Raw genomic sequence first — 24,842 nt, forward strand, 5'->3', positions numbered from 1 at the left:
GGAGGCCGAGGACCCGAAGGTGTTGATCAACCCGACGGGCCGGTTCGTGGTCGGTGGTCCGATGGGTGATGCGGGTCTGACGGGTCGGAAGATCATCGTTGACACCTACGGCGGTATGGCCCGTCATGGTGGTGGCGCGTTCTCGGGCAAGGACCCGTCGAAGGTTGACCGGTCCGCGGCCTACGCGATGCGGTGGGTGGCCAAGAACGTGGTGGCTGCCGGTTTGGCCGAGCGCGCCGAGGTGCAGGTGGCGTATGCGATCGGTAAGGCTGCTCCGGTGGGTCTGTTCGTGGAGACCTTCGGTACGGAGACGGTGTCGCCGACGAAGATCCAGGCCGCGATCGACGAGGTGTTCGATCTGCGTCCGGCCGCGATCATCCGGGACATGGACCTGCTGCGTCCGATCTACGCCCAGACCGCGGCCTATGGCCACTTCGGCCGCCCGGACGCGGACCTGCCCTGGGAAAACACCAACCGCGCCGCGGCGCTGAAGGACGCGGCCAAGGCCTGAGCCTCCGCCGCCGACACCCGTGACGGCAGGAACGTCGCGGAGGACACTACGACCACGTGCTCCTCCGCCGACGTTCCGTGCCGCACCAGCTTTCACCCGATCCATAGGGAGTGGACCCCGTTATGCGCATCGCCGTCATCGGCTCGATCGCGACCGACCATCTGATGTCGTTCTCCGGCAAGATCGCCGACCAGCTGGTCGCCGACTCGCTCGAGAACGTGTCCCTGTCGTTCCTCGTCGAACACCTCGACATCCGCCGTGGGGGAGTGGCCGGGAACATCACGCTCGGGCTGGGCCGCCTCGGACTCAACCCGGTCCTGGTCGGCGCCGTCGGGCAGGACTTCGGCGATTACCGCACCTTCCTCGAGCAGAACGGCGTCGACACCAAGTCGGTGCACGTCTCCGAGACCCAGCACACCTCGCGGTTCCTCTGCACGACCGACGAGTCGCAGAACCAGATCGCCTCGTTCTACGCCGGCGCGATGAGCGAGGTCGGCGAGATCTCGGTCAAGTCGGTGGCCGACCGGGTCGGCGAGCTCGACCTGGTGCTCATCGGCGCCAACGACCCGGGCGCGATGCTGCAGCACACCGCCGAGTGCCGCTCGCTGGGCCTGCCGTTCGCCGCCGACATCTCGCAGCAGCTCGCGATCATGTCGGGCGACGACGTGCGCAACCTGGTCGACGGGGCGAAGTACCTGTTCACCAACGAGTACGAGTCGACCCTGCTGCTCAAGCACACCGGCTGGACCGAGGCCGAGGTGCTCGAGCGTGTCGGCAGCTGGGTCGTGACCCTCGGCGGCAAGGGCGTGCGTATCGTCAGCAACGATCACGATCCCGTCGAGATCCCGGCGATCCCGGACGTCAAGCCGGCCGAGCCCACCGGTGTGGGCGACGCCTTCCGCGCCGGCTTCCTGTGGGCCCTCGGGTGCAACATGTCGCTGGAGCGCGCGGCGCAGGTCGCTGCGTGTTCGCCAGCATCGTCCTCGAGACGGTCGGTCCGCAGGAGTACGCGCTGGACCGTTCGGAGTTCTCCAACCGGGCCGCCAAGGCCTACGGCAACGATGTCGCAGCCGAGATCGAATCGAAGCTGCGGGTGTGACCTCCCTTCGAGGCTGACCACACACCACGCTGTGGTGCGGGCAGCCGTGTTTGACCGTGCAACGATGAGCCTGGGAAACTCGACAAGAGCTGGCCGAGAGGCGCTGCAGCGGAGAATCCTCCGCCACGCTCGGCCGCATTCCCTGGCAATGGAAGGGCGCCTCTGTTCAAGGAGGCCGTCGCGAATGCCGGATTCCCAGCCCACGATCACGTCGATGCAGCGCGTCGACGTGCAGGTGTGCCGGTAACAGGCGACGGTCGCCGATCAGAAAGGAAGTCATGAGTATCAAGTTGCAGAAGGTGAACGGCCTGGAGTTCGCCGTCGCCGACCTGAGCCTCGCCGAGGCCGGGCGGCACCAGCTCCGCCTGGCCGAGCACGAGATGCCGGGTCTGATGGCCACGCGTCGCGAGTTCGCCGGCTCCAAGCCCCTCAAGGGTGCTCGGATCGCGGGCTCGTTGCACATGACCGTGCAGACCGCTGTGCTGATCGAGACGCTGGTGGAGCTCGGCGCGAGGTGCGCTGGGTGTCCTGCAACATCTTCTCCACCCAGGACGAGGCCGCTGCGGCCGTCGTCGTGGGCCCGAACGGCACTCCCGAGAAGCCCGAGGGCGTCGCGGTCTTCGCCTGGAAGGGCGAGACGCTCGAGGACTACTGGTGGTGCACCGACCAGCTCTGGGACTTCGGCGACGGCAAGCTCGCCAACATGATCCTGGACGACGGTGGCGACGCCACCATGCTGGTGCAGAAGGGCGCCGAGTTCGAGGCCGCCGGCGCCGTGCCGCAGCCGACCGCCGAGGATCCCGCCGAGTTCAAGGTCGTCCTCGAGACGCTGCGCAAGTCGCTGGCCGCCGACAAGGGCCGCTTCACCAAGCTGGTCCAGGAGATCAAGGGCGTCACCGAGGAGACGACGACCGGTGTTCACAAGCTCTACGAGCTGGTGAAGACGGGCGACCTGCCCTTCCCGGCGATCAACGTCAACGACTCGGTCACCAAGTCGAAGTTCGACAACAAGTACGGCTGCCGGCACTCGCTGCCGGACGGCATCATGCGTGCCACCGACGTGCTCATCGGCGGCAAGGTCGCCGTGGTCGCCGGTTACGGTGACGTCGGCAAGGGCTCGGCCGAGTCGCTGCGCGGCCAGGGTGCGCGGGTCATCATCACCGAGATCGACCCGATCTGCGCCCTGCAGGCGGCGATGGACGGTTACCAGGTCACGACCCTGGACGAGGTCATCGAGACCGCCGACATCTTCATCACCACGACCGGCAACTTCGACATCATCACCGCCGAGCACATGTCGAAGATGAAGCACCAGGCGATCGTGGGCAACATCGGCCACTTCGACAACGAGATCGACATGGCCGGCCTCGAGGCCACCCCGGGCATCAAGAAGGTCGAGATCAAGCCGCAGGTGCACGAGTTCACCTTCACCGACGGCCACTCGATCATCGTGCTGTCCGAGGGTCGTCTGCTGAACCTGGGCAACGCGACGGGCCACCCGAGCTTCGTGATGTCGAACAGCTTCACCAACCAGGTGCTGGCGCAGATCGAGCTGTGGACGAAGCCGGGCGAGTACGCCAAGGACGTCTACCTGCTGCCGAAGCACCTGGACGAGAAGGTCGCGCGTCTGCACCTCGACGCGCTCGGCGTGAAGCTGACCAAGCTCACCAAGGCGCAGGCGGAGTACATCGGCGTCGACGTCGAGGGTCCGTACAAGCCGGAGCACTACCGGTACTGATGGCGTCCCGGTGAGGTGCGTGTGGTGGCTCCGTCCTGCCCATGGCGGAGCCACCACCGCCCCATCACACGCTCACGCAGTCACCGTCCGTGCACGTCCAAGGACAGAAGGCGATTCGACATGAAGACCATTGCTCTTGAGCTGGTTCCGCCCGAACTCGACGGCGGCACCCAGGCCGCGGTCGACGAGGGACAGAAGGTCGCCCGCGTCGCGAAGGAAACCGGTCTGGACGGCGCGATCAAGCACCTGATGATCCCGGGCATGATCGAGGAGGAGTCCGACCGTCCCGTCGAGCTGAAGCCGCGGATGGACGTCCTGGACTTCTGGAACACGGTCAGCGGCGAACTGGACGGCGTGCGGGGTCTGTGCACCCAGGTCACGGCGTTCCACGACAAGCCCCAGCTCACCGAGCGGCTCGGTGCCCTGCGCAGTGCAGGGATGGACGGCATCGTGTTCGTCGGTGTGCCCCGCACGATGGCCGACGGCGAGGGTTCCGGCATGGCGCCGACCGACGCCCTGGCCGAGTTCACCGACGTCGTGCCCAACCGCGGTGCGATCCTCATCCCGACCAGGGACGGGGAACAGGGCCGATTCGGCTTCAAGTGCGACCGCGGCGCCACCTACGGCATGACCCAGCTGCTGTACTCCGACGCCATCGTCGGCTTCCTGCGCGAGTTCGCGGTGACGACGGAGCACCGGCCCGACATCCAGCTCTCGTTCGGCTTCGTGCCGAAGGTCGAGACGAAGCTCGGCCTGATCGACTGGCTGATCCAGGACCCCGGCAACGAGGTCGTCAAGCAGGAGCAGGAGTACGTCGCTCGCCTGGCCGAGATGTCGTTCGAGGACAAGAAGCGCGAGCTCGTCGACCTGTACAAGCGGGTCGTCGACCAGGTCGTCGACCTCGGTTTCGACATCAGCATCCACCTCGAGGTGCCCTACGGCGTGTCCAAGCCGGCGTTCGAGGTGTTCGCCGAGATGTTGGATCACTATTCGCCGCTGCGCTGACCTCGCTGCTCAGCCCCCGATGATCCCGGGCTGGTCCGATGACACCCGTCACCGGACAGCCCGGGATTTTTCGCGCTCTCCGTCGCCGCTCCCACAGGTACCCACACCCGCCGCTGCTCAACCGCGACCGTCTCCGGCGGTAGCGGTTCGGGTGAACCCGTCCGCTGGGCCGGGACGGGCGTCGGCGCCGGCCGGTAGCCGCTGAGCCGCGCCATGAGCACGTGGATACCGCCCTCGAAGGCGTCGCGCATCGCATGGGCGGCGCCGCCTGCCGGCCGGTCGGCGGCCGTGAGCGGACGGGCCAGGCCCGTGCCGGTGATCGTCCACCCACCGTCGTCGGTCTCGTCGGTATCGCCGTGTCCGTGGGTACCGGCGCCGGTGAACTCGATCCGCACGGGACGGTTGACCGCGGCGCGCGAGAGCGTGCGGTCCGGTCCCGTCGGCACGAGCACGTCACCGCCGGGGCAGACGAACGCGGTCAGCGGTATGACCGCCGCGCCCTCCACCGAGATCGTCGCGATAACGCGACGGGGGTGTCGGCCGATCAACCACACGCAATCGCGATGGGTCAGGTTCGTCGGCTCCATGCTCGCTCCCTCCCGGACGGATGCCGCCGCGCGGACGGCGGGATCCGGACTACTCCACGTTGTCGGAATGTGGCGTGATGCCACCGGAATTGCCGGCGGCGGGCGGTCGGAGAGATCGGGTACTGTCGACGTTGTCGGTGATCGCCGGCTGCCAGCAGCCGACGCTCGCCGCGTCGTCGGTCACTTTCCCTTGGTACGCCGGGCGAACCGATCCGTCCACACGATGCCTCCCAGTGGGGGAGGCGTGGCGCCGGTGTGGGACGAATCCACCCGGCGGACAATTGCTGGTGCATAGCGGAGGTTGGGCACATGGGTAACGCGCAGAACCGGTTCCCGAGGACGGTCGCGGGCTACGACCGGGGTGCCGTTGATCGTCATGTCTCCGCGCTCGAAGAGCAAAACCGCGCCATGGCAACGGATCTGGAACGGCAGGCGCGCCGCGCGCATACGTTGGCGGCGGAACTCGCCGAGCTGCGCGAGGCGCACGACGCGCTCAAGCGCAAGTTCGACCGCGCCTGCCGGACGCCGATCGAGGCCGACGGGCTGTCCGAACGCATGCTGCGACTGGTGGAGTTGGCCCACGTCGAGGCGTCCGAGATCACCCAGGACGCGCGCACCCGCGCCGAGCACACGCGTACGGCGGCCGACGAGGAGGCGCGGCGGCTCCGTCGTCGGCACGAGCGGAAGCTCGCGGAACTGGACCAGCGGCGGGCGCAGCACGAGGCCGAGTTCGCCGAGCGGATGCGGGTCAACCAGGAGGAGTTCGACCGGCGTGAGCGCCTCGCCGAGCAGGAGCGACGCAACCGGGACGAACAGTCCGCGCGGCGGCGGCAGAAGACCGAGCAGGAGCTCGCGGCGGCGCTGGCGGCGCGCCGGGCGGAATCGGAGCGATCGGTGCAGCAGCGCGAGGCCGAGGCGGCCGACCGTGCCGCGGCCATGGTCGCGACCGCCCAGGAGCGCGCGGCCGAGATGGTCGCGCGAGCGACGGCGCGCGTCAACGAGCTCACCGATGTCCAGAACACGCTGCTGGCGCAGTTGCGCGAGACCAAGGAGATCCTCGTCGCGGTCGGAGACTTGACCGAGCCCAGTGAGGAGGAGGCGGCGTTGCTCGCCGTGGAGTCGGTGCCGGAGCAACGCGACACGGACCCCGAACCGGCAAACGATCCGGCGAACGAACCGGCGACGGTGCGGTGACCGGACGGCTCGGCCGAGTGTGAACCCCGGTGGTGGCGGGCTGTGCACGCCCGGCGCCCGGCCGAGTGGTGCTGCTGGTCCGACCCGGTGGCCCCCGCACCCGGGTGTTGCACATGAAGATCGATTTCAGTAGCACTGGGAAGGTCGCCCACCGCTGGTCCAGGGTGCGGCGACCTGTCGAATTCCGAGTGCGAGGAAGGCTGGAGGCCGACCCATGTCGCTGAATGTGCCCACTGATCTGCTGGAGCGTGCCGAGCGGGGAGACGTCGACGATGCCGAGTTCGTGGCGTGTGTGCGGGAGTCGCTGCCGTACGCCTGGGACGTCATCACGGGTGTGGTCGCGGACCTGGAGACCGAGGGCGGACCGTTCGCCGACCACGAGACGCCGCCGCCGAGCGAGGTCGAGCGGGGACAGTTGCTGCGTGCACTCGCGTCGGATTCGATCCGGGGCGGCCTCGAGCGGCACTTCGGGGTGCGCCTGGCGTTCCAGAACTGCCACCGGGTGGCCGCGTTCCGGCCGGCGGCCGTCGACGGCCGGGAGTACCGCGAGTTCGTCTCGGTGCGCGGTCAGCTGCTGAACCAGAGTCCCGAACTGCGCGACTGCTGAGCATCCCGAGGGTGTCGGTGGCTCCCGCGCGTGGTGCGGGAGCCACCCGTCCTCGGGCTGCTCAGGGCTTGCGGGCGACGCCCGCGAGTGCCACCTGGTCGGCGACGGTGAGCGGCTGCAGGTGCGGCCCGTTGGGCCACCAGTCCTCGAGCCGCACGAGTCCGGGGTCGAGCAGCTCCGTGCCGTGCAGGAACCGGGTGAGCTGTTCGCGGGTCCGGAAGAATCCCGAGCCCATGTCGCCCTGGGCGAAGACCTGCTCGACGAACCGGGCCAGTTCGGTGCCGGGGCCGTCGTCCTCCGGGTCGTGGAAGTGCATGAACGCGATGTACGAGCCGGACGGGAGCAGCTCGATGTAGCGCTCCATGATCTCCTGCGGGCCCTCGGAGTCGGGCACGTGATGGATGGTGCCGGACTGCATCAGCACCAGCGGCTGATCGAGTTCGAGGAATCCGCTGATCTCCGGGTGGGCCCAGATGTCGTCGGGCCGGGTGAGGTCGGCCTGCACGAGCCGGGTCTGCTGGTTCTCCTCCAGCAGTGCGCGTCCGTGGGCGGCGACGACCGGGTCGATGTCGACGTAGGCGACCCGCGCGTCACCGTTGTAGCGCTGGGCGACCTGGTGGGTGTTCTCCGCCGACGGCAGGCCGGCGCCGAGGTCGAGGAACTGATCCATGCCGGCTGTTCCCGCGAGGTAGCGCACGGCCCGGACCAGCCAGTCGCGCGTGGATCTGGCCAGGTCGGCCATCTGCGGCGCCACGGCGTTGACCTGTTCGAACACCGCGACGTCGGAGGCGTAGTGGTCGGTGCCGCCGAGGAAGGCGTCGTAGACGCGGGCGACACTGGGCGTGGTCGGGTCGATCGTCGTCGGCGGCGCGGGTGTGGGCGCGCGGTCGTCTGCGGGCGGAGTCACACGCCCACGTTATCGTTTTCGATCACTCGCCGAACACGGGCCGCAGGGCCCGAAGCGTGGGCAGCACCTCGGCGCCGATGCGCTGCACGGTCTCCAAGGTGTGCGCGCGGGAGCCGCCTCCCTCGACCATCATCAGCACGCGGTCGACGCCGGTGGCGGCGATGTCCTCGCCCAGCTGCACCGCGATGTCGGCCGGGGCGCCGACGGGGTGCAGTGTGCACAGCGTCTCGGCGTACTCGACGGGGTCGCGCCGGGTGCGCGGCCGGTCGTCGACGGGGACGTAGCCGGCGAGGCCCGGGGTGAGCCAGCGGTGCAGGGATCGGCGCAGGTGCCGGATCGCGGTGTCGCGGTCGTCGGCGACGTGGGTCAGGACCACGGACGTGTGTCCGCCGACGGGTTCGAGGCCGGCGGCGCGGGCGGCGTGGTCGTGGACGTCGACCATGCGTTTCTTCTCGTCGGGCCCGGTGTGCATGCCGAGCAGCATCGGCAGTCCGTGTGCGGCGGCCAGGGCCGCGGTGTCGTCGGAGGTGCAGGCCACGGTCACGGGCGGGCCCGGCCGTGACCGTGGGGGCGGGACCAGCGGGACGTCGCGGAAGGCGAACGTGGGCCCTTCGCCGCGGACGGTGTCGGCGGTGAGGCTGCGCAGGAGCAGGTCGAGGCTCTCGCCGAAGCCGTGGTCGTAGCGGCCTGCGCCGGTGCCGAACACCTCGAGGTCGACCCACGGGCCACCGCGTCCGACCCCGAGGGCGAAGCGGCCGCCGGAGAGTTGGTCGAGCATGCGGGTCTGCTCGGCGACGGCCACGGGATGGGCGGTCGAGAGCACGCTGACGGCGGTGCCGACGGTGATGCGCTCGGTGGCGCCGAGGGCGTGGCCGGCGAACGTGATCGCCGACGGACAGGTGCCGTAGGTCATGAAGTGGTGCTCGGCGATCCACGCCTCGTCGAAGCCGGCCGCCTCGGCGGCGACGACGGTGTCGGCGGCGGCGCGCAGGGCGTCGCCGGGGTCCTGGTCGTCGAACGCGGCACCGAGCAGAAACACACCGAATCTCACGAATCGTTACCGTACGGTATACAACCTGTCCGATTTGGACGGGTTCACCGCGGCGTTGCAGGTAGACAGCGTGTGTTCACGTCTGCCGACAGGTCCCCGGGGCGGGTGAGTTGATACCGTTCGGGTGTGGGGACATTTCGATCGCGAATCACCGGTTGGGTCACGCGGTGGTATCTCGCGCGGGCCCAGCGCAGGGGTGGCCTGGACTTGCAGAAGGTGCTTCCCGACACGGCGTTGACGGCGCTTCGCCGGGACGTGCTCGACCCGGTTCCGGAGCTGGCCGAGGCACGGCGGACCGAGCCGGTGCAGAAATTGGCTTTGCCGTTCGACGTGAACGTGTGGCTGGTCAGCGGCTACGCCGAGGCGAAGGCCGTCCTGGGGGACGGGAAATCGTTCAGTAACGATTTCAGTAATTTGATGTCGGAGCTGGGGATGGCTCCTTCGGACGATCCGGGCGGATTGGGTTTTGCGGATCCGCCGGCACATACGCGACTGCGGAAGCTGTTGACGCCCGAGTTCACGATGCGCAGGTTGTCGCGGCTGCGGCCAGGAATCGAGCAGATCGTCGCCGACCGGCTGGACGCGATCGAGGAGAAGGCGCGGTCGGGGGAGCCGGTCGATCTGGTCGAGGAGTTCGCCCTGCCGATTCCGTCGTTGGTGATTTGCGAACTCTTGGGTGTTCCGTATTCGGAGCGTGACGAGTTTCAGCATCTCGCGGTGGCGCGGTTCGATTTGTTCGCCGGCGCGGGCGCTGCGGTGGGGGCGATTTCGGAGTCGCTGGAGTATCTGCTGCGGGTGGTGAAGGCGCAGCGGGACGATCCGGGTGACGGCCTGATCGGCACGATCATCCGGGAGCACGGTGACGACATCGACGACCGTGAGTTGGCGGGCCTGGCCGACGGTGTGTTGACGGGCGGGTTCGAGACGACGGCGAGCATGTTGTCGTTGGGCGCGTTCGTGTTGTTGCGGGACCGGGAGACGTTCCGCCGGGTGCGTGAGGACGACGAGGCGGTGCGTCTGTTCGTGGAGGAGGCGTTGCGCTATCTGTCGGTGGTGCAGGTGGCGTTCCCGCGGTTCGCGCGCGAGGACGTCGAGGTCGGCGGTGTGACGATCGGCAAGGGCGACATGGTCGCGGTGTCGTTGTCGGGTGCGGATCGCGACGAGGTGCTGGGGGAGGGCATGGAGCGTTTCGATGCGCGCCGTGAGCCGACGCAGCATCTGGCGTTCGGCTACGGCGCCCATCGTTGTGTGGGTGCGGAGTTGGCGCGGTTGGAGTTGCGTGCGGCGTATGCCGCGTTGGTGCGCCGTTTCCCGGATTTGACGCTCGCGGTGGATCCGGGCGAGTTGGAGTTCCGGCAGACGTCGATCGTGTTCGGTGTGGAGCGTCTGCCGGTCCGGTTGTCCTGACGGTGCGGTTGTCCTGACGGGGTGGCGCGGGTGCGCGCCGGGTCTATCCGCCTGCCATGGCGCCGATGACCATGAGCGGTTCGGTGCCGCGGATGACGGGTTCGGGTAGTGGGGTGTCCTGCGGTTCGTGGGACAGGTCCTGTTCGCAGGCGAAGAATCGTACGAACGCGCGGCGTTTTCCACCGCCGTGCTGGCGAATTGTCCCTTTCAATACGGGATATCGGGTTTCGAGGGCGTCGAGTGCGGCGCCGATGGTGACGGCGCCGGGCACGTCGAGGGTCAGTTCGCCGTCGAGGTGGGCGAGTTTGCGCAGGTGCGTGGGCAGGTGCACGCGGATCGCGGTGGTTCCGGTGGTTCCGGTGTCGTCGGTCATGGCTGGCCCCGGTGTCACGGGAGGGTTTGGACTTCGACGGACAGGACGGACGGCAGGTCGCGGACGATGGGTTGCCAGTTGTCGCCGCCGTCGGGGGAGGCGTACACCTGGCCGCCGGTGGTGCCGAAGTAGATGCCGCAGTCGTCGAGGGTGTCGACGGCCATCGCGTCGCGCAGCACGTTGACGTAGCAGTGTTCCTGCGGCAGGCCGCGGGTGAGGGGTTCCCAGTCGCCGCCGCCGGTGCGGCTGCGGTAGACGCGGAGCTTGCCGTCGGGGACGTAGTGCTGTTCGTCGCTGGTGATGGGGATGATGTAGACGGTGTCGGGGTCGTGGGTGTGGACGTCGATGGGGAAGCCGAAGTCGGTGGGCAGTCCGTCGCCGATGTCGTACCAGGTGCCGCCGTTGTCGTCGCTGCGCATGACGTCCCAGTGTTTTTGCATGTACAGGGTGTCCGGCCGGGCCGGGTGGCGGGCGAGGTTGTGCACGCAGTGGCCGACCTCGGCCTCTTGTTGCGGGATTTCGCCGGATTTCAGGCCGCGGTTGGTGGGTTCCCAGCTCTTGCCGCCGTCGGTGGTGCGGAACACGCCGGCTGCGGAGATGGCTACGTGGAGGCTGTCGGCGTCGCGCGGGTCCTGGATGATGGTGTGCAGGCACATGCCGCCGGCGCCGGGTTGCCAGTCGGGGCCGGATTTGTGGGTGCGCAGGCCGCGGAGTTCCTGCCAGGTGGCGCCGGCGTCGTCGGAGCGGAACAGGGCGGCGTCCTCGACCCCGGCGTAGACGGTGTCCGGTTCGGACAGTGACGGTTCGAGGTGCCAGGCGCGGGTGAATTCCCAGGGTCGTTGGGATCCGTCGTACCACTGGTGGGTGCCGACGTCGCCGTCGTAGGTGAATTCGTTGCCGACGGGGTTCCAGGTGCGGCCGCCGTCGTCGCTGCGGTGGATCTGCTGCCCGAACCAGCCGAGTGAGGCCGAGGCGTAGATGCGGTCGGGGTTCTGCGGTGAGCCGTTGAGGTGGTAGAGCTCCCAGCCCGCGAACAGCGGGCCCTCGATGTTCCAGTCGCGGCGGGTGCCGTCGGAGGTGAGCAGGAAGGCGCCTTGCGGGTGCCCACGAGTACGCGTACGCCGGTCATGTCTCAAGTCCCCTTCTCGAGTCGGTCGAGGGGACTGTAACCCCGGTCACTTGTCAAAAACAATCGCGCATCTGACGAGCAAGATCATGCTGGTTGTTCACCAGGTGCGCGGTTCGACGTGGGTGACCGATGCGTGCGGTCGTCAGCTCCCTCGCTGGTCGTCGTCCCGCCCGCGACCGGTGGTCTCGCCGGTCTTGGTGTCGCTGTGTCCGAGGTCGCGGGTGGGGTCGACGATGTCGCGGACCCTACGCTTGAGGTCCGACAATTCCGGGAATCCGCCGTCGACCCGGCGGGACCAGAGGGTGCGTCCGTCGAGGCGGCGGCCCGCTCGGCCTTAACGAACTCTGTCCGTCAGCTCGGGCGCGCTACAACCGTTGCGGCTTGGAGGAACCGCCGGACAAGGACACCGGCGCGATGGGGGAGCCAGCTCAGCGGCGTCGATCGGTGCTCCACTGCTCGAGCCTGGTGCTGCCGCTGACGGTGTTGATGATGATGGGGTGCTCGGCGAGCTCGTCCCAGGTGAATCGCTCCTTCACTGCCAACTCGGAGCGGCTGCTGACGGCTGCGACCCGGGGTTCGGCGATCAATGTCAGGGAAGTGGCTGCTGGGATCGGCAGTTTTGCGTGAGTAGTCGCGCAGGGCCGGGGTGCCCACGATCAGTTCGGTGAGCCTGCGGACCTCCGGGGTGGGTTTGGCCACGAACGGCCCGCGGCCGGCCATGAACTCCCGCAGGGTCTCGGCGGTCACGGGTACCGCCGGAGAGCTTGTCGCGGAGGAGTCGTTTGTTGAACTTGCCGGTATCCGTAAGTGGGATATCCGGCTGCGCGAAGACTTCGATGCGGGAAGGGGCTTTGTAGCTCGCCGCATCGTCGACGGCGGGCTCGCGCTCTGATCGTCGGCACGTCCGGGAATTCGAGGGGGGCCGATCGCGTCGCCGTCCTGTTCACAATGCCGACAGAACCTGTCCTCCGACGATCAGGCCGCATACCGTGAAGTTGACGACGCGGTGGTCGATGAACACGGCGATGAACTCGCGGATGGTGGCGCTCGGCCAGAAGTACCACGCCGTGGGTGATCCGATGACGTGGCCGTTGAGCTTCGCCTTGCGGGCGATGAGTGCGGCGCGCATGACGTGGTAGTTGTTCGTGACGACCACGCATCGGAAATCGGGCCGGTGTTCCTGCATCAAGGTCTTGCTGTAGGTGAGGTTCTCCCACGTGGTACGTGAGCGGTCCTCCAGCAGAATGCTGTCGCGGCGCACGCCGTGGGAGATCAGATAGTCGGCCATGGCCTGGGCTTCGGGCACGTCCTCGTTCGGTCCCTGACCGCCGGAGGTGACCATCATCGTGTGCCTTCCCTTCGCCCGCTCGGCGTCGAGTACCTGACGCCCGCGATCGAGTCGGCTGGCCAGCAGCGGCGGGACCCGACGGCCTTCGAGCAGTCCCGCGCCGAGCACGACGACGAAGTCGACGGGACGGCGAACACGAATCCGGCCGTAGACGAACGCATACAGCAGGAAGCAGACGAACAGGAACGACATGTAGGCCAACACGCTGTTGATCGAGGCCGCCGTGAGCCAGAGCGGCTTCCACCCGATCTGACCGATGAGGAAGTTCACCGGGACGAACGCCACCATGCCGATCCCTGCCACCAAGGACAACAGGTTCGCCGGCCGGCATCCCTCGCGGCGGAGCATGGTCACGCCGTTCCAGATCAGGAAGACCGCGAGGGCCAACATGGACAACGAGACCAGTACGACGCCCGCGAGCATGATGTACGCGACCGCCCGCCCGGACACGGACGCGACGACGAACAGAATTCCGAGCGCGAGGAACGCGAGGGCGAAGAACAGGTAGAACCCGTTGCGGAGTTTGCGTCGGTCCCGCACGAAACTTACCAGAAATGCGACCAGAAACAGCCCGGCGATGGCGAACGGAATGGGCGGGACCGTCACTCCTGTCGTCATGCGGAGTCCTGGTCGGACGGATGGGGTGACCGCGTTCTCGGGTCATGCACAACGTCCATGAATCTCGGAATAAAAACCCCGGTCACCCCATCCGTCCTCCGTGGTCCACACACGCCGGGAAGTAGACCATACGGAGTAGCCGGAATCCAGCGAGGTCGCCCCGGCGTGCTGCCCGCGCGGCTACTCGATGTCGGATCAGGCGATGTCGGATCAGGCGATGTCGGCGTGTGCGGTGGCGGCCGATGCGTCGCGCAGTGGGGCGATGTCGCGTTCGATGCGCTCGTTCATCACTGTGCGGCGGTCGAGTGCGTCCTGGCCGACGGGTAGGTGCAGGGGGAGCCGGTCGCCCGAGGCGATGCGATGGATGAACGCGGCTCCCTTGGCGGGATCCCCGAGTTGGGTGTGGTTGGCCTTGCCCGCCCAGTCGACGGTGATGTGCGCCGGGGTGTCGTCGTATGCGGCGATGGTGTTGTCGGCCCACTGCGCCGAGGATGCGTCGAGGAAGTCGGTGCGGAACACGCCCGGTTCGACGACCATGCTCTGGATCCCGAAGGGCTCGAGTTCGGCGGCGAGGGCTTCGCCGATTCCGGCGACGGCGAACTTCGATGCCGAGTACATGCTCACGCCCGGTTCGCCTTCGAAGCCCGAGCGGGATCCGATGTGGACGAGCTTGCCGCCGCCCGCGGCGCGCATGGTCGGCAGCACGGCTCTGGTCGTGTTGATCAGGCCGAAGACGTTGACGTCGAACAGTGCGCGCGCTTCGGCGTCGGTGACCTCCTCCAGTGCGCCGAGCAGAGCTCTGCCGGCGTTGTTGACCAGGACGTCGATGGTGCCGAACCGGTCGAGGACCTCGTGCACGGCGGTGGTGATCTGCGGTTCGTCGGTCACGTCCAGGGCGACGGGCAACGCTTTCGGGTGAGTGCGCACGTCGTCGGGCAGCAGGGAAGGTCGTCGAGCGGCCAGTGCCACCTCCTCTCCGCCGGCCAGGGCCACGCGTGCGATCTCGAGTCCCATGCCGCGTCCGGCGCCGGTGATCATCCATACAGACATTGAGGCCATCCTCGGGAGAGTTCGTGAAGGTCACGCCGCGTTTGCCGCGGCTCCTCGAGCGTGGTCGAGGACGCGGCGGCGAAGAAGGTCCGCGGTATCCCGGGACAACGAGGACCCCCCCGGCGGAACCGCCGACTCCCCGAACGCTCGCCTCAGCGGTGGGCCGGGCGGTCCATCGGCACGGTCATCGAGATCGAACCGGGGTCATCGAGATCGAACCGGCCCCGGTCACTCCTGCTTCATGCAGCCCACGGTGGCCAGCGCCAGTTCGACATAGCGCTGCGCCATGTGCTCGGGCGGAATCTCGCCGTCGCTCGAGTACCACGAGGCCACGGCATGGCCCATGTTGATCACGGCACGCGAGGCTTCCTTGGGGTGGGCGGTGTGGAACGTTCGCTGATCCACTCCGCGCGCGATGACCTCGTCGAACAGGCGTTGCTGTTCGTCGCGCAACGCGACGACGCGTTGCCGGCCGTCGTCGTCGAGGCTCCGCAGTTCCGAACCGCCGATCATCGCCTCCTGTTGATGGTCGGCATGAAACAGGACCCACGCATGGACCAAGGCCGCGAGTTGCTTGTCCGGCTCCGGATCGGCGGCGAGGACCGCGGCCCTGGTGACCGAGATGACGTCGGTCATCATCCGCACCATCACCTCCTGCAGGATCTCCTGCTTGGAACCGAAGTGGTGGTAGATGGACGCGACGTTGATGCCGGCCTCGCGAGCGATGTCGCGCATGGACGTGCCGTGGTAACCGCGTGACTTGAACAGGCGGATCGCCGCGTCGTGGATGGGCGTCTTGCCTCGGCGGACCCTTCCCGCTCCCTCAGTCATGTCGCCTCCGGTTCGAACGTCGTAACCGGCCTCCACCAGGCCACTCGCAGACCTGTCGCCAATCAAACGTGCGTGATTGTACGACACGCTCCAGCTTCGCCGGTCCAGCCCGGGAGCGCAGGACAGAGCGGGGTTCGGCGTGCCGGTTCCGTCCGGTTCGTCGTTGACAGCCAAACGAACGTTCGGCAGGATCTGCCACAGGACCTCGGACCCGAAAGGATGCCCATGCGCAGGATCTTGTTCGAGAACGACGACACATTCTGGGAGCAGACGAATCGCTGCCTCAGTCATGCCACCGCCGGAGGCGCCGACAGCGGAGAAGTCATCACGACGGCGTCGAGGATCCCGGACGGCGACTTCGAGGCCTGGTACAACGAATGGCTGCGACTCGCCGATCGCATCGCGGGAGGGGCCGACCGCAGTCTCGCCGGCGGACATCGCGTCAGCGCTCGTAACGCGTCCTTGCGCGCCTCCAACTACTACCGCCAGGCCCACTTCGTTCTGCACGCCGAGGCGACCGGCCCGCGCGTCACCCATGCCGCCGAACGCAGCATCGCCTACTTCGAGCAGGCGGCATCGCTGTTCGATCCGGTCATCGAGGCCGTCGAGATTCCGTACGAGGACACGACGTTGCCGGGCTACTGGTACCCGGCGCGGTACGGCTCGGGTCCCCGCCCGACGATCATCATGCACGGCGGGTTCGATTCCACCGCGGAGGAGCAACACTTCTGGAGTGCCACGGCGGCGTGGGACCGCGGCTACAACGTGCTCTCGTTCGAGGGTCCCGGGCAGGGCAAGGTCATTCTGCGCCAAGGCATCCCGTTCCGTCATGACTGGGAGAACGTCATCGGTCCGGTCGTCGACTGGCTGGTCGAGCGGCCCGACGTCGATGCGGGGAAGATCGGCTACACCGGCCTGAGTCTCGGCGGTTACCTCGCACCGCGAGCCGCCGCGTTCGAGTCGCGGATCGCCGCGGTGGTCGCCCACGACGGTCTCTACGATTTCGGCACGGTGATCGGAAATGTCGTCGAGGCGTTGGGTGCCCACGCCGAGGACGGCGAGACCGGGGCGGACGTGTTCGCCCGGACCGGGCAGGGTCGCTGGGCCGTTCCGCACGGAATGTGGGTGATGGGGGCCGGCAGTCCGCAGGAGTTCGTCGAGAAGGTTGGCGAGTTCTCCCTGGCCGGCGGTGTGGCGGAGAAGATCGATTGCCCGATCCTGGTGGTCGAGGACCAGGCGCCGCTCTTCGTCGGCCAGGCGCGGACGCTCTTCGACCACCTCACCACGCAGAACAAGACGTACCTGGCCTTCGGTGAGGACGAGGGTGCCGGCGCCCACTGTCATGCGGGTGCCCTCTTCCTCGCCAACGCCCGCATCTACGACTGGCTGGACGACGTCCTCGACCATCGAGCGTGACGGCTCCGCCGAGTCGGGCGCGTGCGTGACCACAGGTGTGATCGGCCGGTGTCCTGGGACAGTTTGGGCACCCCAGGACGCTGGCCGGCGCGCGGCAGGTCGGGGATGGTGAAGGCATGCCCGAGCAGCTGGAGCCACGCCTGGCCGACTTCCTGCGTGCCGCGCGTGCGCGGATCACCCCGGCGGCCGCGGGTATCGCCGAGGACGGACGGCGGCGGGTCGACGGCCTGCGCCGAGAAGAACTGGCGATGCTCGCCGGGGTCAGCGTCGACTACTACACCCGACTGGAGCAGGGACGTAGCAAGAGCGCCTCGGTGCAGGTGCTCGACGCCATCGGTGAGGCCCTGCAGCTCGACGACGCCGAGCGGACCCATCTGCACGCCATCGCCCGGCAGGCCCCTACCCGTCGTCGCCGGAACGTCAAGCCGCAACAACTGCATCCGGCGACGCGGGCGCTGCTGGACACGCTCGACGACGCCGCGCAGCCGGCCTTCGTGCTGGGACGCTGCCTCGACGTCCTCGCGCAGAACAGGCTCGCCGCGCTGCTCATCGCGGACTTCGACGCCATGCCGGCGGCCGAACGGAACCAGGCACGCTTCGTCTTCCTGGATCCGCACGCCCGTGAGCTCTACGCCGAGTGGGAGCAGGTGGCCGCCGACACGGTGGCGATGCTGCGCATGGACGCGGGTGCGCGGCCCGACGATCCCGGGCTGGGCCGTCTCGTCGGCGACCTGTCGATCAACAGTCCGGAGTTCGGTCGTCTCTGGGCGCGCCACCGCGTGCACCGGCGAAGCACCGGCACCAAGCGATACCACCACCCGCTGGTCGGCGACCTGACGGTCACCTATCAGGCGCTCACGCCCGGCGACGATCCCGACCAAACGCTGATCATCTACAGCACCGACCCCGGGTCCCCCTCGGCCCACGCGCTGGAGCTCCTGGTGGCCCATGCGCAGGAGGCCGACGTCGAGCAGCGTCGGCCCGACGTCACGGCCCGTTCCGAGTCGGGTCGTCCTCAGGCCGAATGATCCTGTCGATCAACGTCGCCAGCCGGGTCCTCAGCTCGTCGCGCGACATGCCCTGCCGCCCCACCAGATGCTCGACGAGATCTGCACGCGTCGCGGCCAGCAGTGTGTGGGCCACGAAGCTGACGTCCTCCCGCGGAAGGGCCTGAGCAAGAAGGTCGCACAGGTGCTCGTGCCAACGCCGGTAGTGGTCGGACTCGTACGGACTCGAGCTGCCGCCACCCGCCTCGATCGCCGCGGCGAGCCGCCGGTTGTCGAGTTTGAAACACGCGACGGCGTCGAGCAGTTCCCGGATCCGGGCCTCGGGCGATCTCCTCGACTCCGGCGAACCGGCTTCCAGTGTCCGCGCCACCGGCTCGAGACGTGCTTCGTACAACGCCCGCAACAATCCGGCGCGGTCGCCGAAGGCGCGGAACAGCGTCCCCTTACCGACACCTGCCTCGTCGGCAACCCTCGCCATCGTCACCTCGTCGGGGCTGTCGCTCCGGGCGTACAGAGCTGCGGCGGCCGCCAACAGTGCCTCGCGGTTGCGGACCGCGTCCTTGCGTGTCTTCCGCTCGGTCATCGCACCCTCCTTGCAAAGCGGACCGCCGGTCCGTATTGTCGATTCCGGACCGACGGTCCGGAATCTACTCCCAGGAGGACCCTCAATGTCAGCGACCCCTCCCACTGCACCGGAGGAGCTGTTTCGCCACAGTCTTCGCCTCCTGCTCGACAAGGACACGGATGGCTGGACCTCCCTGTGGACCCGGGACGGGTGGATGGAGTTCCCGTTCGCACCCGACGGTTGGCCGACGCGATTGGAGGGCAGGAGCGCGATCGCCGACTACATGCGGCACTACCCCGACCACATCGACCTCCACGATTTCCCTGCCGTGGAGATCCACCGGACCACCAGGGCGGAGACGATCGTGGTCGAGATGCGAGGCGTGGGCCGGCTGGTGCAGACCGGCGCTCCCTTCGACATGTCCTACATCGCGGTGGTGACCGTCGAGAATGGACAGTTCACCTCCTATCGCGACTACTGGAATCCGCTCGTCACCGCCGATCCTGCGGTCGCGTTCGTCGGCGGTGAGCGATGAGCGCCGGGGCAGTCCTGGTCATCGGGGCCACCGGAACCACCGGCAGTCGAACCGTCGGCGCGCTGAACAGGGCCGGAGCGTGCGTGAAGGCCGCCGGCCGCCGGGCGCACCCCGCGGTCGGCGGCGAGGCGGTTCGATTCGACTGGCACGACCCGGACACGCATGCGGCCGTGTTCGACGAGGTGGATCGGATGTACCTGATCCCACCGATCGGTGACCCGGATCCGGCCGCCGTCGTCGTGCCGTTTCTCGAACAGGCGCGTGCCGCCGGCGTGCGCCGGGTGGCATTGCTGAGTTCCTCGGCCATTCCTTCCGGTGGCCCGGCCGCGGGCGTGATTCATCAGGCGCTTCCCGGCCTGTTCGAGGAGTGGGCGGTGCTGCGACCGTCCTGGTTCATGCAGAACTTCACCGGCGACCACGTCCACGCCCGCAGCATCCGGGACGAAGGCGTCGTGCGAACCGCCACAGAGGACGGACGAGTGGGCTTCGTCGACGCCGGTGACATCGCAGCCGTCGCCGCCCGCGTGCTGACCGACGACGATGCTCCGAACGCGGATCTGATCCTCACCGGACCGGAGTCGCTGAGCTACGACGACGTCGCCTCGCTCGTGGGGCACGTGTCGGGCCGCCCGATCGCTCACCGGCGACTGTCCTACGACCAGCTCCGGAACCGACTGGAGGCCGAGGTTCCGGCGGAATTCGCCGCCATACTCGGCCGGATGGACCGTGCCATCGCCGGCGGCGCCGAGGATCGGGTGACCGACGCGGTGGAGAAGGTCACCGGCCGCCCGGCGCGCTCGTTGCGGGCGGTGCTCGAAGCGGAACTGACCACGCGCTGACGGCCCGAGCGCTCGGCTACCGCTCGCGCGGCTCGGCGACCGTCGCCGGGGGCGTCACGTGCAACGACGCCAACAACTGCAGCTTCTCCGCATTCGCCGAGCCGGGCTCGGCGTGATAGACGATCAGCTGCCGGCCCGGCGATCCCGTGACATCGAACGCGTGGTGGCGCAGTTCGAGATCGCCGACGCCGCGGTGCCGGAACGCCTTGGATTCCTGCGTCTTGCCGCGCACGTCGTGTCGGGCCCACAGCTCCCGGAACGGTGAGCTCGCGTGCGAGAGCTCCACGACCAGCCGGCGGACGGCGTCGGCGGAGTCGATGTGCCCCATCGCGAGACGCAGATTGGCCACGCAGGCTTCCGCGGCGCGGTCCCACCGGATGTAGAACGCGGTGGCGACCGGGGCGAGGAAGGTCATTCGTGCCAGGTTGTCGATGCGGCTGAAGTCCGCGTACAGCGCGCCCGCCAGCGCGTTGTACGCAAGGATGTCGAGCCTGCGGTTGATGATCAGAGCGGGGGTGTGCGACCAGGTGTCGAGCAGATCCAGCAGCGACCGGTCGGGTGGATCGGGCAGCGGTGCCAGGGCGCTCGGAGCGAGCCCGGCGAGGCGGAAGAGGTGTCCGCGTTGGTCGGCGTCCAGGCACAATGCGCTGCCGATCGCGTTGAGCACCGACGGCGACGGGCTGCGTTCGCGGCCCTGCTCGAGGCGGGCGTAGTAGTCGACGCTGATCCCGGCCAGCGTCGAGACCTCTTCCCTGCGCAGTCCGGGTACCCGCGCGCGGGTGTCCCTGGTCAGCCCGACATCGTCCGGCCGGACGTGGGCCCGGCGGGCTTTGAGGAACGTGCCGAGAGCGGACGTGTTCACATCTCGACCGTAGAAGCCGCCGATGCCGGGAACCAGGCCCTGACTCACCCCGGCTCCGTCCGGACCCGGTCGGTGATCGCAGCTACCGACTCGTGCACCTCGGCACGCAGCGCGTCGACGTCCACTCCGACGAGTTCGCCGTCCCACTTGCGGACCTGGCCGGCCACCCACACCGAGGTGACGTTCGAGCGATCGGCCCCGAGCACCAGCGTGCCGACCGCATCGTGCAGCGGCATGGTGTTGATCGCCTCGGCATCCACCACGACGAGGTCGGCCTGCTTTCCCGGTGTGATCGAGCCGCTGCGGTCGTCGAGGCGTAGCGTGCGCGCGCCGGAGAGCGTCGCGAAGTCGAGGACGTCGCGGGTCGTGATGCGAGCGGCCTCCCGCTCCGTGCCGTACACGGCATTGACGGCCCGCATGCGCTGGAGGGTCAGCAGCGCCCGCATCTGCGTGAACATGTCGGAGGCCAGCGCGACCTCGACGTCGACCGACAGTCCGGGTCTGATCCTGTGGGCGAGCGCTTCGTCGACCGGCGGGACCGCGTCCTCGAGGCCGATCTGCGCGTCCGCGGTCGGAGCCAGCGCGACGGTGACACCGTGATCGCGCATCGCGGCCCACGCGTCGGCCGACAGCGCGGTGGAGTGAATCGACTCCAGATGTGGGCCGAGCAAGCCCTGCCGCTGCCATTCCATGACGGCCAGCGATGCCCCCTGCCCGAACATCACGTCCAGGCTGACCCCGATGTCCAGCTCGGCGGCGACCGCGGCCAGTTCGGGGCCGTAGGCCACGTGCGGGGCGATGTCCGGGGTGGCCAGGGCGGCCATCCGCAAGGTGACCAGCCGGTCGTCGTTCGGGACGTAGGTGGAGCGCAGCCGGGCCAGATCGGCGGGCCACTGCCCGTCCCAGCCGCCGAAGTGCGGAGCCATGGAAGCGTGCACGCCGCGGATGCCGGAGTCGATCAGCGCTGTGATCGCGGCATCGGCGTGAGCGATCGTTCGCGCGTTGTGGGAGAAGTCGAGCATCGTGGTGATGCCACCGTCGAGTGCCGTCAGCGCCGCCAGACGGGTACCGACGTAGACGTCGTGCGGGGTGTAGGCCGGCGCCACCTGCATGAGGGTGGATCGCAGGTATCCGGCGAGGTCGTCGACGTCGGGGATCGTTCGGCGCAGCTGCGCCTGCCAGGCGTGCCGGTGCGTGTCCACCATGCCGGGGGCCACGATGCTGCCGCTCGCGTCGACCACGATGGCGTCCGGCGCCGACAGCCCGCGCCCGACCTCCGCGATCCGCGCGCCGCGGAGCAGGACGTCGCCGCCGTCGACGATGCCCAGTTCGGCATCCATGGTCACGACGGTCCCGCCGCGGATCAGGACGGTCCGGTCGGAGTCGCAGGCGGCGGTCAGCGCGTCCAGGGTCGTGCGGGCGGTCATCGGCTCGCTCCCCGGTGCATCGTGTACCCGGCGTGGTGCAGGGTGTCGCCGTCGAAGTGTCCGAAGGCCCAGAAGCCCAGGTCGTCGAGGTAGTCGATGCGATCACCGTCCACCCAGTAGCGCCCCTGGAACGCGTGCGGCCGTCCGCCGCGCGTCTCGTCGTAGCGCCCGTCGGCGCGGAGTTCCTGATGCAGGAAGTCCTCGGTGTCCACCCAGACCCCCACCCGATGCGGGTCCACCGCGAGCTGCTCCGGTCGGAGCGGTGTCGTCGGCACACCGCCGACGTGGTCGCCGGCCCAGTACGTGGGCCTGCCGTTCTCGAACACGGCGAGCAGGAGATCGTCTCGGACGAAGGCCGCGTGGACGGCAGCGGCCAGGTCGGGTGCGTGTCGGGAGGGCACCACGGCGATGTCGGCGTCGCAGCCGGGCGTGAGCGTTCCGCTGCCGGTGCCGCGCGGAGCGGTGCCGACAGCGGCATTCACGTCGAGTCGCGCCGGCAGAACCGCGGTGTCGCTCGCGTCGACGACCACCGCGCCGTCGTCCTCGGCCGCGGTGACGAGGCCGGGACCGACGCCGACGATCCGACCCCCGCCGACCAGGACGTCGGCGCCGTGCATGGTGCCGATCAGCGGATCGAAGGTGTGCACGGTCGCGTTGGTCAACAGCAACGGCCGATCGGTTCGGGCGACCACAGCGGTCAGCCCGTCAGCGGTGAAAGCGGGACAGGTGTTCGGCATGTCCCCATGCTCTTGCGGACCCGACGCGGCGAGGAAGGACGCACCACACCCTGTGAGTGGCACACCCCCTCTGGTCCACCAGCTACCCACACATCAACACCAAGAGCCAAGAACGGGGCGGTGTGATCCTTGACGCCGCTTCCGGGGCTTCCTGGTCCGCTGTTCCGGGCAACGCGGCCTATGTCGTGTCCGAGGGCGTTGGGACCGCTCGGTCATCTCCGCTTCCAGAGCGGTCTCGAGCACCTGCTTGGTCAGCCCGGTCAGCGCCCCGTCCGGGCAAACCAGCTCCACCCCGTCGTCACGGGCAGAATTCACGAGTTGCTGCGCAAGCTGCTGTTGATCGAGCCGAGCTCGGCGTGTCGGACCAAATACACCGCTCACCGTGCAGTCCCGGATCCGGCGATCGCCAACCTCATCGCTGCTGCCGGGCGCGTTCGGCGTGGGCTCGCGCCTTCATCCGGTTCCCGCAGGCTGACATGGAGCACCACTTCGCGGTGCCTGGCCGGCTGCGGTCGATGAGAAAGAGATTGCATTCGGTGTTGGCGCAAGCACGTAGGCGGCCCGGAAGTTCGTGGAGCGTCTGTGACCAGGCGAGCGCCGTCCGGGCTGCGAGTCGCTGGGCTGTCGGCGCGTCGAGGTGCCATTGAATGCCCTCGGGGGTGACGTCTGGCAGCAGGGCCGTTCTGTCGATCGTCGCAGCGAGGCGTTGAGCGGCGTCGGCTTCCCGGCGGATGATGCCCTGTATCGCGTCTCGCGTTTCCCTCAGGTGTCGAAGCTCGGTGCTGGTGCCAGTGCCCCCGAACCGTCCGACCAGCTCGGATCCTGCCGTGCCCTCCAGCAGATCGGTGCGGCGGCCGTTGATCACGGGGGTGCTGTTCAGCACGGTCATCAGCAGCTCCTCGTCCTCGATCACCGGATTCCTCCTCGTGCTCGGTCCCATCGCATGATGCCTTGTCCCGCATGAACGACCATGCTAGCTTCGGGTAACCAGTTAAAATAGTTTAAGAGGTTATTCATGGTTGCCGTCCACCACCGCACCGTCGCTGTCCACGGACTGGAGGTGTTCTACCGTGAAGCGGGAGCCCGGGAGGCTCCGGTGATCCTCTTGCTCCATGGGTACCCCACCAGTTCCCATATGTTTCGCCACCTGATCCCGGCGTTGGCCGATCAGTACCGTGTGATCGCGCCCGACCACATCGGGTTCGGCCGCTCCTCGCTTCCCTCCGCAGAGGAGTTCCCCTACACCTTCGATGCCCTCGCGGACGTCACATCGGCATTCCTGCGCACCGTAGGGGTCATGAAGTACACCGTGTACGTTCAGGACTACGGGGCCCCGATCGCCTGGCGCCTGGCTCTGGCGGAGCCGGACGCTGTTGAGGGTGTGATCTCCCAGAACGGCAACGCCTACGAGGATGGGTTCGTCCCTGAGTTTTGGGAGCCCATCTGGGCCTATGGCAGCAGCCCGACGGTGGCCAACGAGGTGGCCTTGCGGCCGGCCTTGGAGCGGGAGGCCGTGAAATGGCAATACACCCATGGGGTCCCTGACCCCACCACGATTGCTCCCGAGGCATGGGAGCATGACATCGCGCTGCTGGCCCGCCCGGGTGTCGATCGTGCACAGCTGGCGCTGTTCGCCGACTACGGCAGCAACCGCACCCTGTACCCGCAGGTCCATGAGTGGCTGAGGGTTTCCGGCGTCCCTGTACTGGCCGTCTGGGGGAAGAACGATCAGATCTTCGGCCCGGCCGGTGCTGCAGCGTTCGCGCGCGATGCCGAGGGTGCGCAGGTCGAGCTGCTCGACGGTGGCCACTTCCTCCTCGAGTCGCACCTGGACGAGGTCACACAGATCATCCGGGACTGGCGTGCCAGCATATGAGCTCCACGGCAGATGGCCGTGAGCACGGGAAAAGGCATCCTGCCATGCGGGAGTGGATCGGCGGCACGCGACGTGCGTGATGCACGGTTCGGGTGATGAGTCCCGAGTAGGGTGGGTGCCTGT

General features: G+C 68.3%; 23 protein-coding genes and 4 pseudogenes. 13 read left to right on the plus strand and 14 right to left on the minus strand.

Features of this window, described 5'->3' with window-relative positions; translation table 11 throughout:
* The 4 genes and pseudogenes from BJF85_RS10630 to BJF85_RS10645 all read left to right on the plus strand — a co-directional run.
* On the plus strand, positions 1-511 hold a 511-nt coding region (locus BJF85_RS10630; RefSeq protein ID WP_158056878.1), incomplete at its 5' end, for a methionine adenosyltransferase domain-containing protein.
* 122 nt (positions 512-633) lie between these two features.
* Positions 634-1,610, plus strand: a pseudogene (locus tag BJF85_RS10635) (carbohydrate kinase family protein).
* 278 nt (positions 1,611-1,888) lie between these two features.
* Positions 1,889-3,348: pseudogene (ahcY, locus tag BJF85_RS10640) on the plus strand (adenosylhomocysteinase).
* A gap of 120 nt (positions 3,349-3,468) precedes the next feature.
* On the plus strand, positions 3,469-4,353 hold the full coding sequence (locus BJF85_RS10645; RefSeq protein ID WP_075846987.1) for a mycobacterial-type methylenetetrahydrofolate reductase: 885 nt from the start codon (positions 3,469-3,471) through the stop codon (positions 4,351-4,353).
* Here BJF85_RS10645 and BJF85_RS10650 read toward each other — a convergent pair.
* The gene (locus BJF85_RS10650; RefSeq protein WP_075846989.1) at positions 4,335-4,940 is read right to left on the minus strand and encodes a hypothetical protein; all 606 of its coding nucleotides are present in this window, start codon (positions 4,938-4,940) and stop codon (positions 4,335-4,337) included. The two genes, BJF85_RS10645 and BJF85_RS10650, sit on opposite strands and share 19 nt — an antisense overlap.
* A 408-nt stretch (positions 4,941-5,348) precedes the next feature.
* On the opposite strand from BJF85_RS10650, the gene BJF85_RS10655 reads away from it, so the two are divergent.
* Both BJF85_RS10655 and BJF85_RS10660 read left to right on the plus strand, forming a co-directional pair.
* Positions 5,349-6,134, plus strand: a complete 786-nt coding sequence (locus BJF85_RS10655) for a metallopeptidase (protein WP_158056881.1) — start codon at positions 5,349-5,351, stop codon at positions 6,132-6,134.
* A 214-nt stretch (positions 6,135-6,348) separates the two neighbouring features.
* The gene (locus BJF85_RS10660) at positions 6,349-6,741 is read left to right on the plus strand and encodes an SCO5389 family protein (RefSeq protein WP_075846993.1); all 393 of its coding nucleotides are present in this window, start codon (positions 6,349-6,351) and stop codon (positions 6,739-6,741) included.
* Between the two features lie 61 nt (positions 6,742-6,802).
* On the opposite strand, the gene BJF85_RS10665 is transcribed toward BJF85_RS10660, so the two are convergent.
* Together BJF85_RS10665 and BJF85_RS10670 are read right to left on the minus strand one after the other, a co-directional pair.
* Positions 6,803-7,648 carry an SAM-dependent methyltransferase gene (locus tag BJF85_RS10665; RefSeq protein WP_139320572.1) on the minus strand — a complete coding sequence of 282 codons (846 nt, stop codon included), beginning with the start codon at positions 7,646-7,648 and terminating at the stop codon, positions 6,803-6,805.
* Positions 7,649-7,670: 22 nt separating this feature from the next.
* On the minus strand, positions 7,671-8,699 hold the full coding sequence (locus BJF85_RS10670; protein ID WP_075846995.1) for an LLM class flavin-dependent oxidoreductase: 1,029 nt from the start codon (positions 8,697-8,699) through the stop codon (positions 7,671-7,673).
* A 126-nt stretch (positions 8,700-8,825) separates the two neighbouring features.
* Here BJF85_RS10670 and BJF85_RS10675 point away from each other — a divergent pair, with 126 nt between their 5' ends.
* On the plus strand, positions 8,826-10,106 hold the full coding sequence (locus tag BJF85_RS10675) for a cytochrome P450 (RefSeq protein WP_083666222.1): 1,281 nt from the start codon (positions 8,826-8,828) through the stop codon (positions 10,104-10,106).
* Between the two features lie 43 nt (positions 10,107-10,149).
* Here the strand turns inward: BJF85_RS10675 and BJF85_RS10680 are convergent, their stop codons facing one another.
* From BJF85_RS10680 to BJF85_RS27255, 3 genes and pseudogenes are all read right to left on the minus strand, one after another.
* The gene (locus BJF85_RS10680; RefSeq protein WP_075846997.1) at positions 10,150-10,479 is read right to left on the minus strand and encodes a MoaD/ThiS family protein; all 330 of its coding nucleotides are present in this window, start codon (positions 10,477-10,479) and stop codon (positions 10,150-10,152) included.
* Positions 10,480-10,493: 14 nt separating this feature from the next.
* A pseudogene (locus BJF85_RS10685) lies at positions 10,494-11,608 on the minus strand (WD40/YVTN/BNR-like repeat-containing protein).
* A gap of 142 nt (positions 11,609-11,750) precedes the next feature.
* Positions 11,751-11,912 (minus strand): annotated as a pseudogene (locus BJF85_RS27255) (hypothetical protein); the annotation flags it as partial.
* Between the two features lie 360 nt (positions 11,913-12,272).
* On the opposite strand from BJF85_RS27255, the gene BJF85_RS27940 reads away from it, so the two are divergent.
* Positions 12,273-12,500: a hypothetical protein gene (locus BJF85_RS27940; RefSeq protein ID WP_158056883.1), complete on the plus strand. Its 228-nt coding sequence runs from the start codon at positions 12,273-12,275 to the stop codon at positions 12,498-12,500.
* A gap of 51 nt (positions 12,501-12,551) precedes the next feature.
* Here BJF85_RS27940 and BJF85_RS10700 read toward each other — a convergent pair whose 3' ends face one another.
* The 3 genes from BJF85_RS10700 to BJF85_RS10710 form a co-directional block, all read right to left on the minus strand.
* Positions 12,552-13,574, minus strand: a complete 1,023-nt coding sequence (locus BJF85_RS10700; protein ID WP_075846999.1) for a YdcF family protein — start codon at positions 13,572-13,574, stop codon at positions 12,552-12,554.
* 210 nt (positions 13,575-13,784) lie between these two features.
* Entirely contained in the window at positions 13,785-14,624 is an 840-nt protein-coding gene (locus BJF85_RS10705; protein ID WP_075847000.1) for an SDR family oxidoreductase, read from the minus strand.
* Positions 14,625-14,852: 228 nt separating this feature from the next.
* Entirely contained in the window at positions 14,853-15,455 is a 603-nt protein-coding gene (locus BJF85_RS10710) for a TetR/AcrR family transcriptional regulator (protein ID WP_075847078.1), read from the minus strand.
* A gap of 225 nt (positions 15,456-15,680) precedes the next feature.
* On the opposite strand from BJF85_RS10710, the gene BJF85_RS10715 reads away from it, so the two are divergent.
* Both BJF85_RS10715 and BJF85_RS10720 read left to right on the plus strand, forming a co-directional pair.
* The gene (locus BJF85_RS10715) at positions 15,681-16,871 is read left to right on the plus strand and encodes a S9 family peptidase (protein WP_075847002.1); all 1,191 of its coding nucleotides are present in this window, start codon (positions 15,681-15,683) and stop codon (positions 16,869-16,871) included.
* A 116-nt stretch (positions 16,872-16,987) separates the two neighbouring features.
* Positions 16,988-17,899, plus strand: a complete 912-nt coding sequence (locus tag BJF85_RS10720; RefSeq protein WP_075847004.1) for a helix-turn-helix transcriptional regulator — start codon at positions 16,988-16,990, stop codon at positions 17,897-17,899.
* Here the strand turns inward: BJF85_RS10720 and BJF85_RS10725 are convergent.
* Complete coding sequence (locus tag BJF85_RS10725) at positions 17,859-18,461, minus strand: TetR/AcrR family transcriptional regulator (RefSeq protein WP_075847006.1); 603 nt, start codon at positions 18,459-18,461, stop codon at positions 17,859-17,861. The genes BJF85_RS10720 and BJF85_RS10725 overlap by 41 nt on opposite strands.
* An 85-nt stretch (positions 18,462-18,546) precedes the next feature.
* On the opposite strand from BJF85_RS10725, the gene BJF85_RS10730 reads away from it, so the two are divergent.
* Entirely contained in the window at positions 18,547-18,978 is a 432-nt protein-coding gene (locus tag BJF85_RS10730) for a nuclear transport factor 2 family protein (RefSeq protein ID WP_075847008.1), read from the plus strand.
* Entirely contained in the window at positions 18,975-19,817 is an 843-nt protein-coding gene (locus tag BJF85_RS10735; RefSeq protein ID WP_075847010.1) for an ergot alkaloid biosynthesis protein, read from the plus strand. Before BJF85_RS10730 ends, BJF85_RS10735 begins: the two co-directional genes overlap by 4 nt.
* Positions 19,818-19,833: 16 nt before the next feature.
* Here the strand turns inward: BJF85_RS10735 and BJF85_RS10740 are convergent, their stop codons facing one another.
* The 4 genes from BJF85_RS10740 to BJF85_RS10760 form a co-directional block, all read right to left on the minus strand.
* Positions 19,834-20,727 carry a helix-turn-helix transcriptional regulator gene (locus BJF85_RS10740; RefSeq protein ID WP_255375546.1) on the minus strand — a complete coding sequence of 298 codons (894 nt, stop codon included), beginning with the start codon at positions 20,725-20,727 and terminating at the stop codon, positions 19,834-19,836.
* On the minus strand, positions 20,724-22,106 hold the full coding sequence (locus BJF85_RS10745) for an amidohydrolase family protein (protein ID WP_075847012.1): 1,383 nt from the start codon (positions 22,104-22,106) through the stop codon (positions 20,724-20,726). Before BJF85_RS10745 ends, BJF85_RS10740 begins: the two co-directional genes overlap by 4 nt.
* A complete protein-coding gene (locus BJF85_RS10750; RefSeq protein ID WP_255375547.1) occupies positions 22,103-22,798 on the minus strand; it encodes an Atu4866 domain-containing protein in 696 nt (231 codons plus the stop codon). Before BJF85_RS10750 ends, BJF85_RS10745 begins: the two co-directional genes overlap by 4 nt.
* A gap of 457 nt (positions 22,799-23,255) precedes the next feature.
* The gene (locus BJF85_RS10760) at positions 23,256-23,756 is read right to left on the minus strand and encodes a CGNR zinc finger domain-containing protein (RefSeq protein ID WP_083666224.1); all 501 of its coding nucleotides are present in this window, start codon (positions 23,754-23,756) and stop codon (positions 23,256-23,258) included.
* 102 nt (positions 23,757-23,858) lie between these two features.
* Between BJF85_RS10760 and BJF85_RS10765 the strand changes: the two genes are divergently transcribed.
* The gene (locus BJF85_RS10765; protein ID WP_075847020.1) at positions 23,859-24,719 is read left to right on the plus strand and encodes an alpha/beta fold hydrolase; all 861 of its coding nucleotides are present in this window, start codon (positions 23,859-23,861) and stop codon (positions 24,717-24,719) included.
* Positions 24,720-24,842 lie beyond the last annotated feature (123 nt).

Source organism: Saccharomonospora sp. CUA-673 (genome assembly GCF_001942305.1).
Taxonomy (GTDB): Bacteria; Actinomycetota; Actinomycetes; order Mycobacteriales; family Pseudonocardiaceae; genus Prauserella.

What these genes read in the sequence shown, in the direction of transcription:
- BJF85_RS10645 (WP_075846987.1), top strand. Translation starts at nt 3,469, where the DNA reads ATGAAGACCATTGCTCTTGAGCTGGTTCCGCCCGAACTCGACGGCGGC.
- BJF85_RS10650 (WP_075846989.1), bottom strand. Translation starts at nt 4,940, where the DNA reads ATGGAGCCGACGAACCTGACCCATCGCGATTGCGTGTGGTTGATCGGC.
- BJF85_RS10655 (WP_158056881.1), top strand. Translation starts at nt 5,349, where the DNA reads ATGGCAACGGATCTGGAACGGCAGGCGCGCCGCGCGCATACGTTGGCG.
- BJF85_RS10660 (WP_075846993.1), top strand. Translation starts at nt 6,349, where the DNA reads ATGTCGCTGAATGTGCCCACTGATCTGCTGGAGCGTGCCGAGCGGGGA.
- BJF85_RS10680 (WP_075846997.1), bottom strand. Translation starts at nt 10,479, where the DNA reads ATGACCGACGACACCGGAACCACCGGAACCACCGCGATCCGCGTGCAC.
- BJF85_RS10700 (WP_075846999.1), bottom strand. Translation starts at nt 13,574, where the DNA reads ATGACGACAGGAGTGACGGTCCCGCCCATTCCGTTCGCCATCGCCGGG.
- BJF85_RS10705 (WP_075847000.1), bottom strand. Translation starts at nt 14,624, where the DNA reads ATGTCTGTATGGATGATCACCGGCGCCGGACGCGGCATGGGACTCGAG.
- BJF85_RS10710 (WP_075847078.1), bottom strand. Translation starts at nt 15,455, where the DNA reads ATGACTGAGGGAGCGGGAAGGGTCCGCCGAGGCAAGACGCCCATCCAC.
- BJF85_RS10715 (WP_075847002.1), top strand. Translation starts at nt 15,681, where the DNA reads ATGCGCAGGATCTTGTTCGAGAACGACGACACATTCTGGGAGCAGACG.
- BJF85_RS10720 (WP_075847004.1), top strand. Translation starts at nt 16,988, where the DNA reads ATGCCCGAGCAGCTGGAGCCACGCCTGGCCGACTTCCTGCGTGCCGCG.
- BJF85_RS10725 (WP_075847006.1), bottom strand. Translation starts at nt 18,461, where the DNA reads ATGACCGAGCGGAAGACACGCAAGGACGCGGTCCGCAACCGCGAGGCA.
- BJF85_RS10730 (WP_075847008.1), top strand. Translation starts at nt 18,547, where the DNA reads ATGTCAGCGACCCCTCCCACTGCACCGGAGGAGCTGTTTCGCCACAGT.
- BJF85_RS10735 (WP_075847010.1), top strand. Translation starts at nt 18,975, where the DNA reads ATGAGCGCCGGGGCAGTCCTGGTCATCGGGGCCACCGGAACCACCGGC.
- BJF85_RS10745 (WP_075847012.1), bottom strand. Translation starts at nt 22,106, where the DNA reads ATGACCGCCCGCACGACCCTGGACGCGCTGACCGCCGCCTGCGACTCC.
- BJF85_RS10765 (WP_075847020.1), top strand. Translation starts at nt 23,859, where the DNA reads ATGGTTGCCGTCCACCACCGCACCGTCGCTGTCCACGGACTGGAGGTG.